This is a genomic window from Myxococcaceae bacterium JPH2 (assembly GCA_016458225.1).
In the GTDB taxonomy this organism is placed as follows: Bacteria; Myxococcota; Myxococcia; order Myxococcales; family Myxococcaceae; genus Citreicoccus.
In genome coordinates, this window is the sequence record JAEMGR010000013.1 from 117,060 (window position 1) to 133,121 (window position 16,062).

The 16,062-nt window shown below is 70.1% G+C and carries 14 protein-coding genes; 5 read left to right on the top strand and 9 right to left on the bottom strand.

The window, feature by feature from the left end; all coding sequences use genetic code 11:
* Positions 1-5: 5 nt before the first annotated feature.
* Both JGU66_20915 and JGU66_20920 read right to left on the bottom strand, forming a co-directional pair.
* Positions 6-1,166, bottom strand: coding sequence for a hypothetical protein (locus JGU66_20915; protein ID MBJ6763237.1), 1,161 nt, complete (start codon positions 1,164-1,166; stop codon positions 6-8).
* 211 nt (positions 1,167-1,377) lie between these two features.
* Positions 1,378-2,169 carry a hypothetical protein gene (locus JGU66_20920; protein ID MBJ6763238.1) on the bottom strand — a complete coding sequence of 264 codons (792 nt, stop codon included), beginning with the start codon at positions 2,167-2,169 and terminating at the stop codon, positions 1,378-1,380.
* Between the two features lie 135 nt (positions 2,170-2,304).
* Between JGU66_20920 and JGU66_20925 the strand changes: the two genes are divergently transcribed.
* Entirely contained in the window at positions 2,305-4,554 is a 2,250-nt protein-coding gene (locus JGU66_20925) for a protein kinase (GenBank protein ID MBJ6763239.1), read from the top strand.
* On the opposite strand, the gene JGU66_20930 is transcribed toward JGU66_20925, so the two are convergent.
* Positions 4,548-4,880 carry a hypothetical protein gene (locus JGU66_20930; protein MBJ6763240.1) on the bottom strand — a complete coding sequence of 111 codons (333 nt, stop codon included), beginning with the start codon at positions 4,878-4,880 and terminating at the stop codon, positions 4,548-4,550. The two genes, JGU66_20925 and JGU66_20930, sit on opposite strands and share 7 nt — an antisense overlap.
* A 26-nt stretch (positions 4,881-4,906) precedes the next feature.
* Positions 4,907-6,067, bottom strand: coding sequence for a molybdopterin-synthase adenylyltransferase MoeB (gene moeB / locus JGU66_20935; protein ID MBJ6763241.1), 1,161 nt, complete (start codon positions 6,065-6,067; stop codon positions 4,907-4,909).
* Between the two features lie 128 nt (positions 6,068-6,195).
* On the opposite strand from moeB, the gene JGU66_20940 reads away from it, so the two are divergent.
* Positions 6,196-6,579, top strand: coding sequence for an iron-sulfur cluster assembly accessory protein (locus tag JGU66_20940; GenBank protein MBJ6763242.1), 384 nt, complete (start codon positions 6,196-6,198; stop codon positions 6,577-6,579).
* Positions 6,580-6,653: 74 nt separating this feature from the next.
* Here the strand turns inward: JGU66_20940 and JGU66_20945 are convergent, their stop codons facing one another.
* From JGU66_20945 to JGU66_20960, 4 genes are read right to left on the bottom strand one after another with little or no spacing between them, the layout of a single operon-like run.
* A complete protein-coding gene (locus tag JGU66_20945; GenBank protein ID MBJ6763243.1) occupies positions 6,654-7,163 on the bottom strand; it encodes an acyl-CoA thioesterase in 510 nt (169 codons plus the stop codon).
* A 43-nt stretch (positions 7,164-7,206) separates the two neighbouring features.
* The gene (locus JGU66_20950; GenBank protein ID MBJ6763244.1) at positions 7,207-7,980 is read right to left on the bottom strand and encodes a deoxynucleoside kinase; all 774 of its coding nucleotides are present in this window, start codon (positions 7,978-7,980) and stop codon (positions 7,207-7,209) included.
* Between the two features lie 14 nt (positions 7,981-7,994).
* Positions 7,995-8,813 (bottom strand): glycerophosphodiester phosphodiesterase, encoded by an 819-nt coding sequence (locus tag JGU66_20955; GenBank protein ID MBJ6763245.1) that lies wholly within the window; start codon positions 8,811-8,813, stop codon positions 7,995-7,997.
* The gene (locus JGU66_20960; GenBank protein ID MBJ6763246.1) at positions 8,810-9,838 is read right to left on the bottom strand and encodes a zinc-binding dehydrogenase; all 1,029 of its coding nucleotides are present in this window, start codon (positions 9,836-9,838) and stop codon (positions 8,810-8,812) included. The genes JGU66_20955 and JGU66_20960 overlap by 4 nt, the downstream gene beginning before the upstream one ends.
* A 157-nt stretch (positions 9,839-9,995) precedes the next feature.
* On the opposite strand from JGU66_20960, the gene JGU66_20965 reads away from it, so the two are divergent.
* From JGU66_20965 to JGU66_20975, 3 genes are all read left to right on the top strand, one after another.
* Positions 9,996-11,072, top strand: coding sequence for a hypothetical protein (locus JGU66_20965; GenBank protein ID MBJ6763247.1), 1,077 nt, complete (start codon positions 9,996-9,998; stop codon positions 11,070-11,072).
* A gap of 207 nt (positions 11,073-11,279) precedes the next feature.
* Positions 11,280-13,799 carry a protein kinase gene (locus JGU66_20970; protein MBJ6763248.1) on the top strand — a complete coding sequence of 840 codons (2,520 nt, stop codon included), beginning with the start codon at positions 11,280-11,282 and terminating at the stop codon, positions 13,797-13,799.
* A gap of 160 nt (positions 13,800-13,959) precedes the next feature.
* The gene (locus JGU66_20975) at positions 13,960-14,766 is read left to right on the top strand and encodes a hypothetical protein (GenBank protein MBJ6763249.1); all 807 of its coding nucleotides are present in this window, start codon (positions 13,960-13,962) and stop codon (positions 14,764-14,766) included.
* A 33-nt stretch (positions 14,767-14,799) separates the two neighbouring features.
* Here the strand turns inward: JGU66_20975 and JGU66_20980 are convergent, their stop codons facing one another.
* The gene (locus tag JGU66_20980; protein ID MBJ6763250.1) at positions 14,800-15,996 is read right to left on the bottom strand and encodes a hypothetical protein; all 1,197 of its coding nucleotides are present in this window, start codon (positions 15,994-15,996) and stop codon (positions 14,800-14,802) included.
* Positions 15,997-16,062 lie beyond the last annotated feature (66 nt).

Sequence of the window (16,062 nt, forward strand, 5' to 3'; positions counted from 1 at the left end):
CCGACTCACTGGAAGCGGGTGGCGAGTTGCAGCGACAGCTCCAGCGCGGCCGCCGGATCTCCGGGCCTTAGGGCGCGCTCCACCTGGAGCTGGACCTTGAACAGGTCGGCCAGCAACAGGTTGAGTCCCCCCACCAGCGCGTGGCCCGTCTTCGTCACCGCGTCGACGCGAAGCTGGAGCGCTTCCGCGCCGAGCACCGGTTGGAGCGCCCAGCCATGCTGCCCCAGGCCCACCAGCCACGACGCCAGGAAGAGCTGTGCGGTGAAGGGCCCCAGGGCCACTCTCCCGGCGACGCCCTCGGCGGTGAGCAGCAGCGCGCCCACCTGGAGCTGTGCGTCGGTGGAGAGCGCGTACTGGCGCGTGCCGTCGAAGACCTGCGTGAGATAGGTGCTGGCCCCCACCGTGAGGCGCTTGAGCGGCTGCACGCTGACGCGCACCGCGCCGTCCTCACTGAGGCGCTCGCCCGCGTCATCCTCCGCGCCCTGGAAGAGTCCCGCGGACACCTTGAGGCCCCAGGCTTCCTTCCACCGCGCCTCACCCATCACGCCCAGCCGACGTCCTCCCAGGTCATTCGTGTCGACGAGGTAGTCCGTCACGAGGCCGCGGCCCTGCAATGGCAGCGTCCACGAGGAGTCCAGCTCGCGCTGGAGGAAGGGCGCCTTGAACCGGCCGCCGTACAAGCGAAGCCGCTTCGAGTCGTTCGACAGTCGCACGAACGCGTCCTTCAGGATGGACTTGGAGGCGAGGTCGGCGCTCAGCTCCGCGTCCACGTTGGGGAAGGACGCCTCCACGCCCACGCGCGCGGAAGGGATGCTGAGCGAACGCGCGTAGTTCGCCCGCTCATCCGCCCGCGCTTGCGCGAAGACCCGTCCAAACAGTCGCAGCGTGTGGACGGGAGCGTCCGCGTCCTGAGCCGCGTCGTCGACCTTGTCCGCACCCGCCGGGTCCTCACCCAGCGAGTCCGCGGGCTTCACCTTGCGAGGTGCCGCCTTGTCCTTCGCGCCACCCGACGCACGCGGCGGGGGCTTGGACTGAGTAACCGACTCGCTGGGGTCCGGCGGAGGCCCGCCCTCATCCCGCTCCGCCCCCGCCACCGCCGGAATCCCCAGGAGGACTGCGGCGAGAAGTCCCCGCCACTCCTGTTCAGCCAACCGCCACCCCACCATTCCCCTCGCCTCCCGCCGCAGTCGCATGCCCCTGGTGCAACCAGGGTGCCTAGGGGGAGGCCTTCATGGCGGTGTGTGATGGTCGACGCGCGCACGGGCCCCGCGTCGTGATTCGGCCGTCCTCAGAGGAATGGGCGCGCCTCGGCCTGGGAAGGTTTTTTCCCTCGGAGAGCGAGGGAGCCTGTAACGGCCCCCTGTAAGAAGTGGCGCGTTACTGCCCGTTGCCGCGGTCCGGCGAGGTCTCCACCGGCGCTCCCGCCGAGGACTCCTGGGGCGCCGGGCCGGAACCTTCAGGCTTCGGAGCGGACTCGGTGGGCGCTGACGCGACCTGCTCCATCATGACGGTGGACTCCTGGGAGTCCGCGGCGGCCGTGGGAGGGGTCTCGGAGGAGACGGAGTTGACCGGCGCGGGCGCGTCGGAGGCACCCGCGGCATGGGACTCGGTGGGCACCGCGCTGCCCGCCTCGGGCACTCCGGTGGGAGCCACCTGGGTCACGGCGACAGCACGCTGGGTCTCATCCACCCGGGGCTCCGGTTCGCCTTCGCGCTTCAGGAGGTTGCGCGCACCCAGCACCAGCGCCACCACGACGCCCGCGCCGAGCAGCGCCCAGGCAAGCTCCTTGGGCGGAGGGCCGGACGCGACGGTGAAATGGGTGTGCAGCACCTTGAGCCGCGTGGTGCGGAAGCGCACGTCGACCTGCCAGGTCCCAGTCGTGGGCGGGGTGAACTCCGTGCGCCAGCTCTTGCCGTCCCGCTGCAGCGTGACGGTCTGCTGAGACAGCGCGCCCTCCTGTTGGAAGGTGACGGTGACGGGGCCCTCGAAGGAAGGGCCCTCGAAGCTGTTCACCCTCAAGGTGAGCTGGACGGGTGAGTCAGGCCGAGGATTGAGGGGGGTGATGGAGCCTTGGATCCGGTCCTCGGCGTCTTGCCAGGACAGCTCCAGCATGCCTGCGCGCCGCTCCACGGCGAGCTGATCCGTCGCTGGCGCGGCGGCTGCCTGCATGGCCCACAGCCAGACCCACAAGAGGGGTGTCCAGGAAAACCTTCTCAGACACCTTTGCCTCATCGCGGTGTGTCGCCTAGGATGCGCTGCTTTGACGCCTTCCACCGAGTTCGCTCCCCCCGGCGAGACCCCGGGATGAACCCTCAATCTTTCGGGAAATACCAGCTCCTTAAGAAGCTCGCCACCGGTGGCATGGCCGAGGTCTGGCTTGCGCGCCAGATGGGCATCGAGGGCTTCCAGAAGAACCTGGTAGTCAAGCGCATCCTCCCGCATCTCGCGGAAGACCGCGAATTCGTGGAGATGTTCCGCAACGAAGCGTTGATTGCGGCGCGCTTCAACCATCCGAACATCGCGCAGGTCTACGAGTTCGGCGAAGCCAACGGCACCTACTACATCGCCATGGAGTTCATCCACGGCGAGGACCTGGGCCGTGTGATGCGCAAGGCGTACAGCTCGAACCAGTGGATCGCGCGTCCGCTGGCCATCCGCATCGTCGCCTCGGCCTGCGAGGGCCTGTACTACGCGCACACGCGCATGGATGACGCGGGACGTCCCCTGAAGGTGGTGCACCGGGACATCTCACCGCAGAACATCCTCATCAGCTTCGACGGCTCGGTGAAGCTGGTGGACTTCGGCATCGCGAAGGCGGCGGATCAGGCCTCGCTGACCAAGTCCGGCGCCATCAAGGGCAAGTTCGCGTACATGGCGCCCGAGCAGGCCGCGGGCCGGCCACTGGACGCGCGCGCGGACATCTTCGCCATCGGCCTGGTGCTGTACGAGCTGCTCACCGGGCATCGGCCGCTCAAGCGGGACTCGGAGCTGGCCACGCTCCAGGCCGCCATGGAGTGCGCCATCCAGGTGCCCTCCGCCGTGGCGGACGTGCCGGAGGACATGGACGCGGTGGTGATGCGGGCGCTGGCGAAGAACGCCGACGACCGCTACCGCGAGGCCCGCCAGTTCCAGACGGCGCTGGAGGAGCTGCTCGTCAGCCAGCGTTGGGTGGCCGGCTCGGTGCAGATCTCCGAGCTGATGGAGACGCTGTTCGCGGACCGGCTGGAGGAGGAGCGCAAGCAGGGCCAGTTCGTGCCGGTGGATGAAGAGGCGAGCAGCTCGGGCTCGAGCCCTCCCGCCGCGCCAGACCGGGGCCGCAACCGCCCGGCCACCATGGACATGAGCTGGGAGGCTCCTCCGGGTGAGTCGTCCCCGCGCGATCGCTCGAGGGCCTCGTCTCCGTCGCGCACGGCGGTTCCGCGCCGCAGCAGCGTGGCCCCGGCCGTCCAGCCCGAGGAGCCCAACGAGTGGGAGGCCCCCTCGGGCACGGGTGTCGAGGTGCCGCCTCGGCGCCGCACCAACGTGGCGGAGCCCGCGGCTCGCCGGGGCACGTCCACGTCCAATCCCAACGCCACCCAGGTGGCGCGCACCAGCTCGCGCTCGGACCTGAGCCGCGCGGGGGGCGCGGAGCCTTCGTCTCCGCCCCGGCGCACGCAGTCGCGCGTCGCGCCCGCGGCCGAGGAGTCACCACCGCCGCGCTCACGCTCGGGCGTGCATCCGATGGACGAGGAGGCGGACGACGAGCGCACGATGTTGCCGCCGCCGGAGCCGCCGCCGCGCCGCCGCACGGGCATGGTGCAGGCCGCCGCCGAGTCGGAGCCGCCTCGGCGCCGCACGTCCAGCCGCGTGGATCAAGTCGCGGCCGCGCCGCGCGCCCGCCCCGCGCCCCGCGACGAGGATGCCGAGGAGTCCGCGCGCCGTCCCGAGCGCGTCATCGCCGCCGACGACCGGAAGATGCGCCGAGGCATCGAGTTCCGGAACGTCGCGATGATTGGCTTCATCGTGGGCCTGCTCGGCGTGCTCGGGGTGTTCCACAAGCCCATCCTCAAGGTGCTCAACTCGACCGCCTCGGACGGGCAGGGTGTGTGGCTCACGGTGAACACCAACGAGAAGGTCAAGGTGTCCGTGAAGCACTCCGAGCGCTGCAGCGCGGCCGAGCCCGTGACGGTGCTGGGCTTCGCGCCATTCACGCGCAAGGACGGGGCGCACCTGCAGGACACGCTCATCCTGGAGAACGAGGACCGGGGCATCTACGTCGAGGATCCGGACGTGCTCGCCTTCGGTGAGCCCGGCGACGTGAAGGTCCTGGACCGCACGTTCAAGGATGGCAACCTCCGCTTGAAGATCACCCCCAAGGGCCTCACGGGGTTGGTCATCATGCGCGACAATCAGCGCGTGGGCCTCCCCGGCAGCCAGCTGTCGCTGATGGAGGGCAAGCAGAAGCTCGAGCTGCGCGGTCCCAAGTTCAAGGACCCCGTCTTCTTCGAGGCCATCATCAAGCCGGGGGAGACGACCGAGGTCACCCTGGACGTCACCTCCGCCCTGGGTCAGTAGCGGGGCAGGGCGGGGTCGACCGTCCGCGCATACAGGTCGATTCCGCCGCGCAGCGACACCGCCTCCAGCCCGCGTGACAGCAGGTACGCGGTGCCGTCCAGGCTGCGCACGCCGTGGTGGCAGTAGACCACCACGGGCCGGCCTCGGAGGGCGTCCAGCTCGTCGTCTCGCTCGGCCAGCTCCGGCAGGGGAATCAGCACGGAGTCGGGCAGCGCCACCATCTCGTGCTCCTCGGGGAACCGCACGTCGAGCAGCGCGGGGCGCGACTCGACGGGGCCCGCGAGCAGGCGCGCGAGGTCGACGGGCATGATTTCGGGGATGGGCATGGACAGCGTCCTCGGGCGCGCGGGCGTTACCCGCCGGTGGAGCAGAAGCGTTCGGTGTCGACCAGGTCGATGCGGGCGCCGGGCGCGCAGGTCGGGCAGTTCGGATCCCTCCGCGAGCGCAGCTCCAGGAAGCGTGAGCCGAGCGCGTCGAAGGTGAGCAGCCGGCCCACGAGCGGCTCGCCCTGGCCGAGGATGAGCTTGATGGCCTCGGTCGCCTGCAGCAGCCCGATGACGCCGGGGAGCACGCCGAGCACGCCCGCTTCGGCACACGAGGGCGCCAGCTCCGGCGGCGGCGGGGCGGGGTAGAGGCAGCGGTAGCAGGGGCCCTGCCCGGGGAGGAACGTGGTGACCTGCCCCTCGAAGCGGAAGATGGAGCCGTGGATGTTGGGCTTGCCCGTGAGGACGCAGGCGTCGTTGAGCAGGTAGCGCGTGGGGAAGTTGTCGCCCCCGTCGAGCACCAGGTCGAACCCCTCCAGGATGCGCAGCGTGTTGGCCGCGGTGAGCCGCTCCTGGATGGGCACCACCTTCACGTCCGGGTTGAGGGCCTCCACGGCGGCGCGCGCGCTCGCGACCTTGGGCTGCCCCAGGCGCTCCTGCGTGTGAATCACCTGCCGCTGCAGGTTGCTCAGGTCCACCACGTCCGAGTCGACGATGCCCAGCGTGCCCACGCCCGCGGCGGCCAGGTACAGCGCGGCGGGAGAGCCGAGCCCCCCCGCGCCCAGGAGCAGCACGCGCGCGCCGAGCAGCCGCGCCTGCCCTTCCTCGCCCACCTCGGGGAGCATGAGGTGGCGGCGGTAGCGCTCCTTCTGCTGGGCGCTCAGGACAACGGGCTTCTCCACCGGCAGGGCCGCGTCGCTCCACCGGTTGAACCCACCCGCCAGGGAGGCGACGTTGACGTAGCCCATGTCCCGCAGCGTCTTGACCGCGAGCGCCGAGCGCGTGCCGCCCGCGCAGTACACGACGAGCGACTCGTCCCGCTGGGCACGCTCCTCGATGCGCAGCTCCAGGAATCCTCGGGGGATGTGCTGGGCGCCGGGCAGCCGTCCCCCCGCGTACTCGTCCGCCTCCCGCACATCCACCAGCTTCACGGGCGTCCGAGCGTCCAGGAGCTGGCGCAGCTCCTCCACGGAGACCTCGCGAATCTCCAACTTCACTGCCGCCAGGAGCTCTCGGAAGGTGGGCGCCATGTCCGCCGGGTATAACCCGGGGCTCGGGGGGCGTCCTCCTGTTGAAGAAGGGGGCGCTCCGGCGTGCGGCCGCTGGTTTTCAGCGGGCCAGGGCGTTATGAGGCTTTTTTCAGAGGAGACTCAAGGACATGGATACCACCGCTTCCACGCCCACCACCGCGCCGGCTTTCCAGCCCAGCCCCGAGGTTCCGGTTCGCCTGTCGAGCGCCGCCATCGCCCAGGTGAAGTCCGTCATCCAGGCCCAGGGCTTCGAGGGCTACTACTTCTCCATCCGCGTCGTCCCCGCCGGCTGCAGCGGCCTGGGCTACGACCTGAACCTGGTGAAGGAGTGCAAGGCCGGCGACTCCATGTGGGAGCAGGACGGCGTGAAGATCGCCACGGACGCGCTGAGCGCCAACTACCTGCTGGGCACGGAGATTGACTACGTCTCCGCCATCACTGGCGCGGGCTTCAAGTTCACCAACCCGAACGCGAAGTCCTCCTGCGGCTGCGGCACGTCGTTCACGACCTGAGCCGCGCCGTCTCACGATGACAACTCGCGGGCCGGAAGCGGGTGCCAATGGCGCCCCTCCCGGCCCGTGGTGTTTCAGGCTCCCGCGAACGGGGGCATCACCTTCAGCCAGGACTGGCTTTCCTTCTGGCGCGCGATGCGCTGGGCACGCCGGGCCTCGGCCTCGGCGAAGGCGGCCCGCTCGGAGTCCGTCTCCAGGATGAGCCCGGGCACAGGCACGCGCTGGCCCGCGCTGTCCAACGCCACGAAGGTGAGCAGGGCGCTGGTGGTGAGGTGCCGCTCGCCCGTCAGCGGATTCTCCGCGTGCACGGTGACGCCCACTTCCATGGACGTGCGGAACGTGGCCAACACGCGCGAGTGCAGCAGCGCAATCCACCCCACGCGGATGGGGGCGTGGAAGTGCAGGTCATCCATGGACGCCGTGACGACGACTTCGCGGCAGTGGCGCTGGGCCGCGATGGCGCCGCAGATGTCGATCCACTGCATCACCTTTCCACCGAACGCGGCATCCAGATTGTTGGCGTCGGGCGGAAGGATGAGCTGGGTCATCACCACTTCCGAGTCGCGGGACTTCTTGGGCGTCATCGAATGCACGGGTACACCTGTGATGCGGCGTGACGGAGGCCCGTCAGGCCAGGAAGGAAGACACGCGGTCGAGGAACTCCTCGCGGCCGCGGCCTCGGCGAATGTCTTGCTGGGACACGTCCAGCACCAGGCAGTCCACGCCGTACTTCTCCTGGAGCACCTGGGGAAAGCTCGTGTAGTAGCCGTTGAGCCCGCGAAGGAAGTCGCGCCCGATTCCCTTCTCCTCCTCGCGCCCGCGCGTGCGGATGCGGTCCAGGAGGATGTCCACGGAGCCCACCTCGAAGCAGATGACCTTGTCGGGCCGGACGATGTTGCGCGACAGCCGCTGGAAGTACTCGTAGTACAGGTCCAGCTCCGAGTCCGTCAGGTGCCCCAGTCCGTGCAGGTACTTGGCGAAGATTTCGGGGTCCTCGTAGAGCGTCCGGTCCTGCACGCAGCTCTTGCGCACCGAGTGGATGAGCTCGTGATGCTCCACGCGCCGGATGAGGAACTCCAACTGGAGCGTGAACGACCACCGCTTCATGTCGGTGTAGTAGTCACGGAGGAAGCGGTTGTCGATGACGGGCTCGTCGAACAGCTCGAAGCCGAAGGACTGGCTGAGCATCTTCGCGGCCGTCGTCTTGCCCGCGCCGATGTTCCCCGCGAGCGCCAGGAAGCGCCGGGACAGCGGCGCCTTGGTGCGCACCGTGTTGCGCGGCTTGCGCGCGGGAGTCTCGGGCGGGGCGGGGGACGGAGTCGGCTCCGGAGTGGCAGCGGGAGCCGGCGGGGGAGGGGACGCGACCGAACGCGGGCGCTTGCGTGCGCTGGGACGGGGCATAGGGGCCCTGGGGCTTAACCCGGCTTGCTGAAGGCGTCCATTCGTTGGCGCAGCAGGTCGGGTCGGTCGGTCATGACTCCACCCACTCCCTCCCGGAGCAACAGGTCCATCTGCTCCGGGTCATCCACCGTCCACACGTTGATCCACTTGCCCCTCGAAGCCACCCAGGCGAGCAGCTCCGCGTCCACCAGCCGCACGTCGCCGAAGAACAGCGGCATGTCGAGCACGTGGTAGCGAGTGTCGTCGGGCGGCACCTCGCCTGCCTTCAAGCTGAGCACGGCGGCGGCCAGGGCATCGCGCGGGTAGAAGTGGCACGCCTCAGGAAGGGCGTGGACGAGCCGCTCGCCCACCGCGTCCAGCTCACTGCCCATGCAGACCCTGTCCACCGCGCCCTCTTCGCGCAGGAGCGCCGCGAACACGTGCTCGATGCCCGGCGTGTCCGGCTTCACCTCGACGTTGAGGCGCAGCGCGGGGAAGGCGCGCAACACCTCGCGCAGCGTGGGCAGCCGCACGCCCTGACCTCGGAAGGGGAAGTGGGCGCCGTCATCGGGTGTGAAGCCGTGCCCCGCGTCCAGGCGCTGAAGCTCGGCCAGCGTCAGCGCGGCCAGCGGCCCCTTGCCGTCCGTGCAGCGCTCCAGCGTCTCGTCGTGCGCCACCACCAGCTCGCCGTCGCGCGACAGGTGGACATCCAGCTCCAGCATGTCCGTGTGGTCGCGCTCCACGGCCTGGCGGAAGGCCACCAGGGTGTTCTCCGGCGCGAGCAGTGCGCCGCCTCGGTGGGCGATGTGCAGCGTGGGCTTCAGTCCGTGGAGGAAGGCGGGGCGAGACGTCATGGGATGAGGACGATGTTGCCGAACTGCGAGCGGTCTTTCAGCAATCGATGCGCGTGTGCGGCATCGGCCAGCGGGAGTGTCCGGTCCAACACGGGCCGCAGCTTCTTGTCCTGCACCAGCTTGAGCACGCGGAACAGGTCGCCCTTGGAGCCCATGGTGGAGCCCAGGAGCGAGATGCGCTTGTAGAAGAGGACCCGCAAGTCGAGCTTCACCTCATGGCCGGACGTGGCGCCGCAGGTGACGAGCCGGCCCCCGTACGGCAGGCACGCCACGCTCTTGTCGAACGTGGCCGCGCCCGTGTGCTCGAAGACGACGTCCACCATGCGCCGCGAGGTGAGGCGCTTCACTTCCTCCAAGAAGTCCTTCTCCACGTAGTTGATGGTGTGGTCCGCGCCCAGCTCGCGGGCCCGCCGCAGCTTCTCCTCGGTGGAGGCCGTGGCGATGACGGTGGCGCCCATGAGCTTGCAGATCTGCACCGCCGCGCTGCCCACACCCGAGCCCGCCGCGTGCACCAGCACCGTCTCCCCCGGCTCGAGTTCCGCGCGGCGCACCAACATGGTCCACGCGGTGAGCATGGTGAGCGGCAAGCAAGCAGCCTCCGCGAACGTCAGCTCCTTGGGCTTGGGCAGAATGTTCTGGCGCGGCACGCTCACGTACTCGGCGTAGCCGCCGCGCACATGCTCCCCAAGCAGCCGGTAGTGGCGGCACAGGTTGTCCTCGCCGCACAGGCACCGCTCGCACGCGCCGCACGAGAGCCCTGGGTTCACGAGCACCTCGGTGCCCGGCGCCACGTCTGTCACCTCCGCTCCTACCTGCTCCACCACCCCCGCGATGTCGCTCCCCAACACGTGCGGCAGCTCCAGCCGCAGCCCCGGCCAGCCCTGGCGAACCCACACGTCCAGATGGTTGAGCGCCACCGCCTTGACCCGGACCCGCACATCGCGCGCGCCCACCGGTGGGTCGGGCATTTCCACGACTTGAAGGACTCCCTCGTCTCCGTGCTGCTGGAACGCCACGGCCTTCATTTGGATGTCTCCCGGGTTCACTGAAGTGTCACCGGCAGCATGGCGCAGCGTTCCTTGCCGCCCCCCGCGAGGCGCCGGTATAAGGCCCGACATCCTCAGGCCGACCGGCGTCGGACTTCAAGAATCGCGGCGCCCCAACGAATAGGAGACTTCAGTGATGGAACTTCGAAAGGCGCTGGGCGCCGCAGCGGTGGTTGCGGCCACCGCGATGATGGTTTCGGCGGGATGTTCGGGGCGCGATGAAGAGAACCCCGAGCCAGGGAACCCGGGTTGCACCGGCGTGTGCAGCCAGGATGCCGGGTTCGATGCCGGCGTGGACGCGGGCGTCGATTCCGGCGTGGACGCGGGCACGGATGCCGGGAGCAACACGGGCCCGACGATCGCGGAGATCCGCAAGCTCAAGTTCGCCACGCCCGTGACCCTCCACGACGTGGTCATCACCAGCATCGAGTACGAGAAGCTCAGCGACCAGAACGGCAAGGACTTCCGTTCGCGCTTCTGGGTGACGGACCCGGCGCGCCCCACCGAGGGCATCTTCGTCGACAAGTTCTACAGCGACACGCCCGTGGACTACCACCCGGCCGTGGGTGACAAGATCGACGTGGAGGGCTTCGTCAACACGGATCTCCCGTACGAGCAGTTCCGCGCCTATCGCCAGAAGGTCGTCAACGACTTCAAGAACTCGAAGATTCTGAAGATCACCCTCAAGGAGAAGGCGTCGCGTCCGGCGGACAACGTCGTGACGGTGCAGAACCTGAAGGACGCGATGCAGGCCTCTGGCCAGGCGGACGCCGGCTACGCGGGGACGCGCGTGCACCTGACGGGCGACATCGCGATGACGAACCCCACCCCGGCGGCGTTCGCGCGCGTGGACGCGCCCGGCACGGACGGCGGCCCGGCGACCTTCTACGGCTTCGAGGTCGCCGACGGCATCCTCGTCAACCACGTCAACACCCGCGACCAGCACCTGTCGGACGGTGGCACGGTGGTCCGGTGTGACTGGCAGGCGGCGGTGAGCAACGGCGGCACGGTCCGGTTCCCCAACGGCATCAGCGGCGTCTGGGACACGTACTCGTTCTCCCAGTGCGATGGCACCGACTCCAACACAGATGTGCTGACCTGCCACCGCCAGAACGGCTCGGTGCCGGGCTCGACCAAGAAGTTCACCTACGTCATCTACCCGGATGACTGCGGCGACGTCGTCGGCGAGTTCGACGCTGGGACCCCTCCGTAGTCCCTCGGGCGTGGGCCGGCCAGTCGCGCCGGCCCGCTCCGCATGCCGCCCCTCGCGCCTGTCGCGGGGGGCGGTTTTTTATTTCCAGGGGGCCCCTCCTGGATCCAGGCTGTCCGTCGGGAGCCGCCGCTGCTCCCCCTGACTCCTGATTGCAGGTAAGCTCCGGAAAAGGTCCACCGTTCAACCTGAAGGCACACCCAAGTTCCCGTGAGCTCGCCCCAGACGGCCATTCCGTTCGGAAAGTACCTCCTCATCAAGCGGCTCGCGGTGGGAGGGATGGCCGAGCTGTTCCTGGCCCAGGAGCCGCCCAATCCCGAGTTGGTGGTCCTCAAGCGCATCCTCCCGTACCTCTCGGAGGAGCCGGAGTTCGTCCAGATGTTCCTGGACGAGGCGCGCATCGCCGCGCAGCTGCACCACCCCAACATCGTGCAGGTGCATGAGCTGGGGAAGCTGGGCGAGAACATCTTCATCGCCATGGAGTACGTGGAGGGCGTGGACCTTCGGCGCGTCATGTCCGAGGAGTCCAAGTTCGGCGCCGCGATTCCGTACGGCGTGGCGGCGCGCATCTGCGCGCAGGTGGCGGGCGGGCTCGACTACGCGCACCACAGCCGCGGCGTGGATGGGCGCCCGCTGGAGCTGATCCACCGGGATGTCAGCCCGCAGAACGTGATGATTGCCTACGACGGGCGCGTGAAGCTCGTCGACTTCGGCATCGCCAAGGCCGGCGCGTTCATGGAGCGCAGCAAGCCCGGCGTCATCAAGGGCAAGTTCCTGTACCTGGCGCCCGAGCAGGTCATGCAGGAGCGGCTGGACCACCGCGCGGACATCTTCGCGCTGGGCTCCATGCTGTACGAAATCAGCACCGGCCGGCAGCCCTTCGCCAAGCCCACCACCGAGGGCATCCTCTACGCCATCCGGTACGAGGACCCCTCGCCGCCGCACCTGATGCGCCCGGACTATCCGGAGGCGCTGTCGCGCATCGTGATGCGCTGCCTGACCAAGGACCGCGCCCAGCGCTACCAGCGCGCCGCGGACGTGCAGGCGGACCTGGACGCGTTCCTCGCCTCGGGCACGCTGCGCCAGAGCACCGACGTCGCCGATTACATCTCCCGCCTGCTCGGGGAGGAGGAGGAGCGGACCATCCTCCACATCCCGCTGGCGGCGCCCACGGGGCGCAAGGACGCCACGGTGCCGCTGTCGGCCCAGCGGTCCAATCCACCCATCTCCGCGGAGCCCACCGCGCCCATGTCGCGGCCCTCGCCCACGGTGCCGCCGCCGCGCCCGCCCGTGGCCACGCCCACGCCTACGCCGGGGGCTCGCTCGAGCAGCACGACGGTGCCCCTGCCGCCCGCGGGCCTCACCGCGCGCCCGGTGCCGCGCCGGCCCACGCACGAGACGCTCAGCGCCCCCGACTACGACAGCGAGCCGGAGCCCGCCACGCAGATGGCGCGGCCGCGAGACCTGCCCACGGCGGACCCTGGCGACGACGAGGAGGAGTCCACCGCCATCCGCACCGTGCCGCTCACCGTTCCCACGAGCGACGACGCGGAGAACGGGGACGGCGAGTTCACCGTTCCCTTGCGCAAGCGCCCGCGCATCGATGAGGTGCCCACCCGGCCCATGCCGGGCCCCGGCCGCCGGAGCATGACGCCCGACGAGCGCCCGGGTCCGCCCGTGCCCTCGCGCGTGCAGGAGTCCCCGGTGGGGCAGGCTCGTGCCACGCCGGATGCCCTGCGCCCGCGGCGTGCGACGAACCCGGCCTCGCCGCCTGCGTCGCCACCGCGCCGCTCCTCGGAGGAAGAGGACGAAGACGACGGCTCTGGAACGCTCTCGCTCACCCAGCCTGTCCAGCGTCCTTCTTCCCACCGGGACGATGCGCGCACGCAGGACAGCGCCATCACCCCGCCGGTTCCCGCCTCCACGCCTCGCGCGAGCCGGACCACGGGCCCTCCTCGGCCCGCGCCCCTGGATGAGCCGTCGCTGCCCACGGGCGTGAGCCTGTCGGGCGCCACGGACCCGAACTCGTTCGCGGGCACGGGGGGGCTGGATGACGATGACGACGAGTCCACCGTCGGTTCGTCGGAGGCCTTTGCCCGCCGCTCCGAGGATGACGAGGAGCGCGACACGCTGGCCCAACCCTCGTCGCCCTCGCGCGGCATCCTGGGCATCGTCCTGCTGGTGGGCGGCGGGCTGCTGTTCTTCCTGCTCGCCGCGGGCATCTTCTGGGCGCTGAACTCCCCGGCATCCTCCGAGCCGGAGCCGCTGCTCCCGGAAGTGGGCCAGGCGACGGCCATCGTCCCGCGCGGCGCCGAGCCTCGACGAGCGCCCGAGGTGGTGAGTCCTCCTGTCGTCACCGCGCCCGCGACGTCGGAGGGCGTCGACGCTGGAGCGCAGGACGCGGGTTCGATTCCCGCGGCCGAGAGTCCTCCCGCCGTGGTCGCGGCGCCCGATGCGATGGATGCCGGCGTTCCGACGCCGCAGGTGGCCGCGGCGCCCGTTGCCACCGAGGCCACGGTGCTCTTCGACGCGCCCGCGAAGACGATTCTCAGCCGGCCGGGCGGCGCCCGCCTGCCCATCAACAAGGTGCTGACCCTCCCCACGGGCCCCTTGCGCGTGAGCTTCGACTGCCCCGGACGGCGCGCACCTCGGGGCACTGAGACCTACGTCATCCGACCCGACTCGGGGGAGGCCCAGGTGCTCAAAATCTCCTGCAAGGTCCGACGCTAGTCGCATCGGACACTTGCTCGTATGGGCCATCCTCCTCCTGGGGAGGACAAGTGGGACCGGGTGGGGTTGAGTGCCCTTAAGTCGTTGGAATCCCTCGGCTTTCTAGCAGGCGAGCGCGTTTACACGTGTCAGACGGGTCCGTAGAATCCCGCCCCACGTCATGGCGCCCTCGAAGAAGCAGAAAAGCGTAGTGAAGAAGCGGAGTTACACGGCCGGTCGCGTCGTTCGGCAGAGCCCCGTGGACCCCGAGCCGAACCGCTTGGTGAAGGTGTGGCGGCGGGTGCTCGAGCGCCGTCTGCGCACGCGCATGCGCGCGAAGGTGGCGGTCGAGATCCACGACAACACGCACACGATGCTCACGTTCCAACGTCAGCGGGCGTTGTGGCGGCTGCGGCTGCACCACATGTTCCTGGCCGCGCCGGATGAGGTGCTCCAGGCGCTCGCCAGCTTCGTTCGGAAGGGGGACCCGGACGCCAGTGCGCTCCTGGACAAGTACATCGAGCGCAACCGGGTGTTCATCCGGCGCCTGTCCCCGGCGCAGATGCGCCGACGCATCCGGTTGGAGCCGGTGGGACAGCACCACGACCTCTTGCGCATCTACGAGCGGCTCAACGAGCGCTACTTCCAGAGTCGCATCGACGCGGCCATCACCTTTGGCCCGGCGCCTCGGGTGAAGGCGCCGCGCAAGAGCATCAAGATGGGCTCGTACTCGGCGGACTCGAAGGTCATCCGCATCCACCCGGCGTTGGACCAGCCCGTGGTGCCCCGGTACTTCGTGGAGTGGATCGTCTTCCACGAGATGCTCCACCACGTGTACCGCGCGCGGCGGGGCGAGGACGGGCGGCGGTGCATCCACCCGCCGGCGCTGATGGCGCACGAGAAGCGCTTCCACGACTACTCGCGCGCGCTGGCCTGGGAGAAGGAGAACCTGGACCTGCTGCTGTGCGCCGGCATGGCCCCGGCTTGAGGCAGACGGTGGAAGCCCCTGAGGCCCAGCGGCTCAGGGGAGGATGAGGCCGCCTGGGCTGCGCCGCTCCGTCGGGAGCGGGGCCCCGGTGGCCGGCGCGGTGGGCTCGGTGTCCTCGGAGAGGGAGCCGGCCGCCGCCAGGGCGAGCACCTTCTGGAACAGCGTGTGCGCGAAGCTGGAGAAGGGCTCGTCGGGCCCGTGGTAGAGGCGCCGCGCCTCGCCCCGCGCCACCTGGGCTTCGTGCGTGCGGTCCGTGTGCTCGAAGAAGCGGGCCATGTGCCACAGGCGCAGGCCGTAGCGGCGGCGGACCTCCGGAGTGAAGAACGCGCGGGCGGCGCCGAGCACCATCTGGTGGAGCTGCTCCTGACGCTGCCCTTCGCTGAGGGCGAGCGGGCTGGAGGTGAGCGAACCCACTTGGGCGAGGAGCTGGCGCGTCTCGAGTTCTGGAGGCAGCCACTCGGCCACCTCAGGGGTGCTGTGGAGCTGGTAGCCCGCGAGGACGTGGCGCGTGTCATCGGGCTCGGGCGAGGGCGGGGCGGCGGGCTCGGCGCGGGGCTGCACGCCGTGGTGGCGCAGCATCGTGTCCAACTCGGCGGGGAAGGGCGTGTGCGACCGGAGGTTGGCGCCGGCGGCTTCGGCCAGCAACGCGGCGCCTTCCTCCTGTGACACCTCCACGCCGTACCGGTTCTCGTGCCCGAGCTTGAGCATGCGGCGCACTTCGGCGCGGCTCGTGTCGACGCGGGTCAGCTTGAGCACACCGCGCTCATCCGAGACGACGGCCTGCGCCACCTCCATGCCGCCGCGGATGGGGCGCGACAGCAAGAGGCCGAACTCGCCGTCCGAGGACATCAGCGTGACGAGCGCGGGCAGGGTGTCGGTCGTGGGCGCTGGCTGGGGTGGCCCGGGCGCAGCGGGGCGCGGTGCCTCGGCCACGGCGACGCCGCGCGAGCGCAGGCGGTACAGCGCCTTCTTGGCGGTCTTGGCCAGGGACTTCATCGAGGAGGCGGCGAGGGCCTCGGGCAGCACGGCGTGTCCGTCCACGACGGCGCCTTCCAGCACCGCGGCGGCCAGGGCCTCGGGGAGGGCTTCCACGTCGGCGGCGGTGAGCGAGGCGGTGTCTCGAACGAGCGCGCGCGCCCGGTCCACGGCATCGGGAGGGAAGGCGGGCAGCGGCGTGCCGGCGCGCAGCGCATCCAGCAAGGGGCGGGGCTCGGTGGGCGAGGGGCTCATGTGCGTCCCCCTTCTACCGCACGTCGAGCGGAATCGCGGTCTCGGCGCGGAGCCGCCGCCCAGCAG

Bases quoted from the DNA above. Each gene is read 5' to 3' on its own strand.
- JGU66_20945 (MBJ6763243.1), bottom strand. From the start codon at position 7,163: ATGACGCCCAAGAAGTCCCGCGACTCGGAAGTGGTGATGACCCAGCTC.
- JGU66_20980 (MBJ6763250.1), bottom strand. From the start codon at position 15,996: ATGAGCCCCTCGCCCACCGAGCCCCGCCCCTTGCTGGATGCGCTGCGC.
- JGU66_20955 (MBJ6763245.1), bottom strand. From the start codon at position 8,813: ATGACGTCTCGCCCCGCCTTCCTCCACGGACTGAAGCCCACGCTGCAC.
- JGU66_20960 (MBJ6763246.1), bottom strand. From the start codon at position 9,838: ATGAAGGCCGTGGCGTTCCAGCAGCACGGAGACGAGGGAGTCCTTCAA.
- JGU66_20930 (MBJ6763240.1), bottom strand. From the start codon at position 4,880: ATGCCCATCCCCGAAATCATGCCCGTCGACCTCGCGCGCCTGCTCGCG.
- JGU66_20920 (MBJ6763238.1), bottom strand. From the start codon at position 2,169: ATGCAGGCAGCCGCCGCGCCAGCGACGGATCAGCTCGCCGTGGAGCGG.
- JGU66_20950 (MBJ6763244.1), bottom strand. From the start codon at position 7,980: ATGCCCCGTCCCAGCGCACGCAAGCGCCCGCGTTCGGTCGCGTCCCCT.
- JGU66_20940 (MBJ6763242.1), top strand. From the start codon at position 6,196: ATGGATACCACCGCTTCCACGCCCACCACCGCGCCGGCTTTCCAGCCC.
- moeB (MBJ6763241.1), bottom strand. From the start codon at position 6,067: ATGGCGCCCACCTTCCGAGAGCTCCTGGCGGCAGTGAAGTTGGAGATT.
- JGU66_20965 (MBJ6763247.1), top strand. From the start codon at position 9,996: ATGGAACTTCGAAAGGCGCTGGGCGCCGCAGCGGTGGTTGCGGCCACC.
- JGU66_20975 (MBJ6763249.1), top strand. From the start codon at position 13,960: ATGGCGCCCTCGAAGAAGCAGAAAAGCGTAGTGAAGAAGCGGAGTTAC.
- JGU66_20925 (MBJ6763239.1), top strand. From the start codon at position 2,305: ATGAACCCTCAATCTTTCGGGAAATACCAGCTCCTTAAGAAGCTCGCC.
- JGU66_20915 (MBJ6763237.1), bottom strand. From the start codon at position 1,166: ATGGTGGGGTGGCGGTTGGCTGAACAGGAGTGGCGGGGACTTCTCGCC.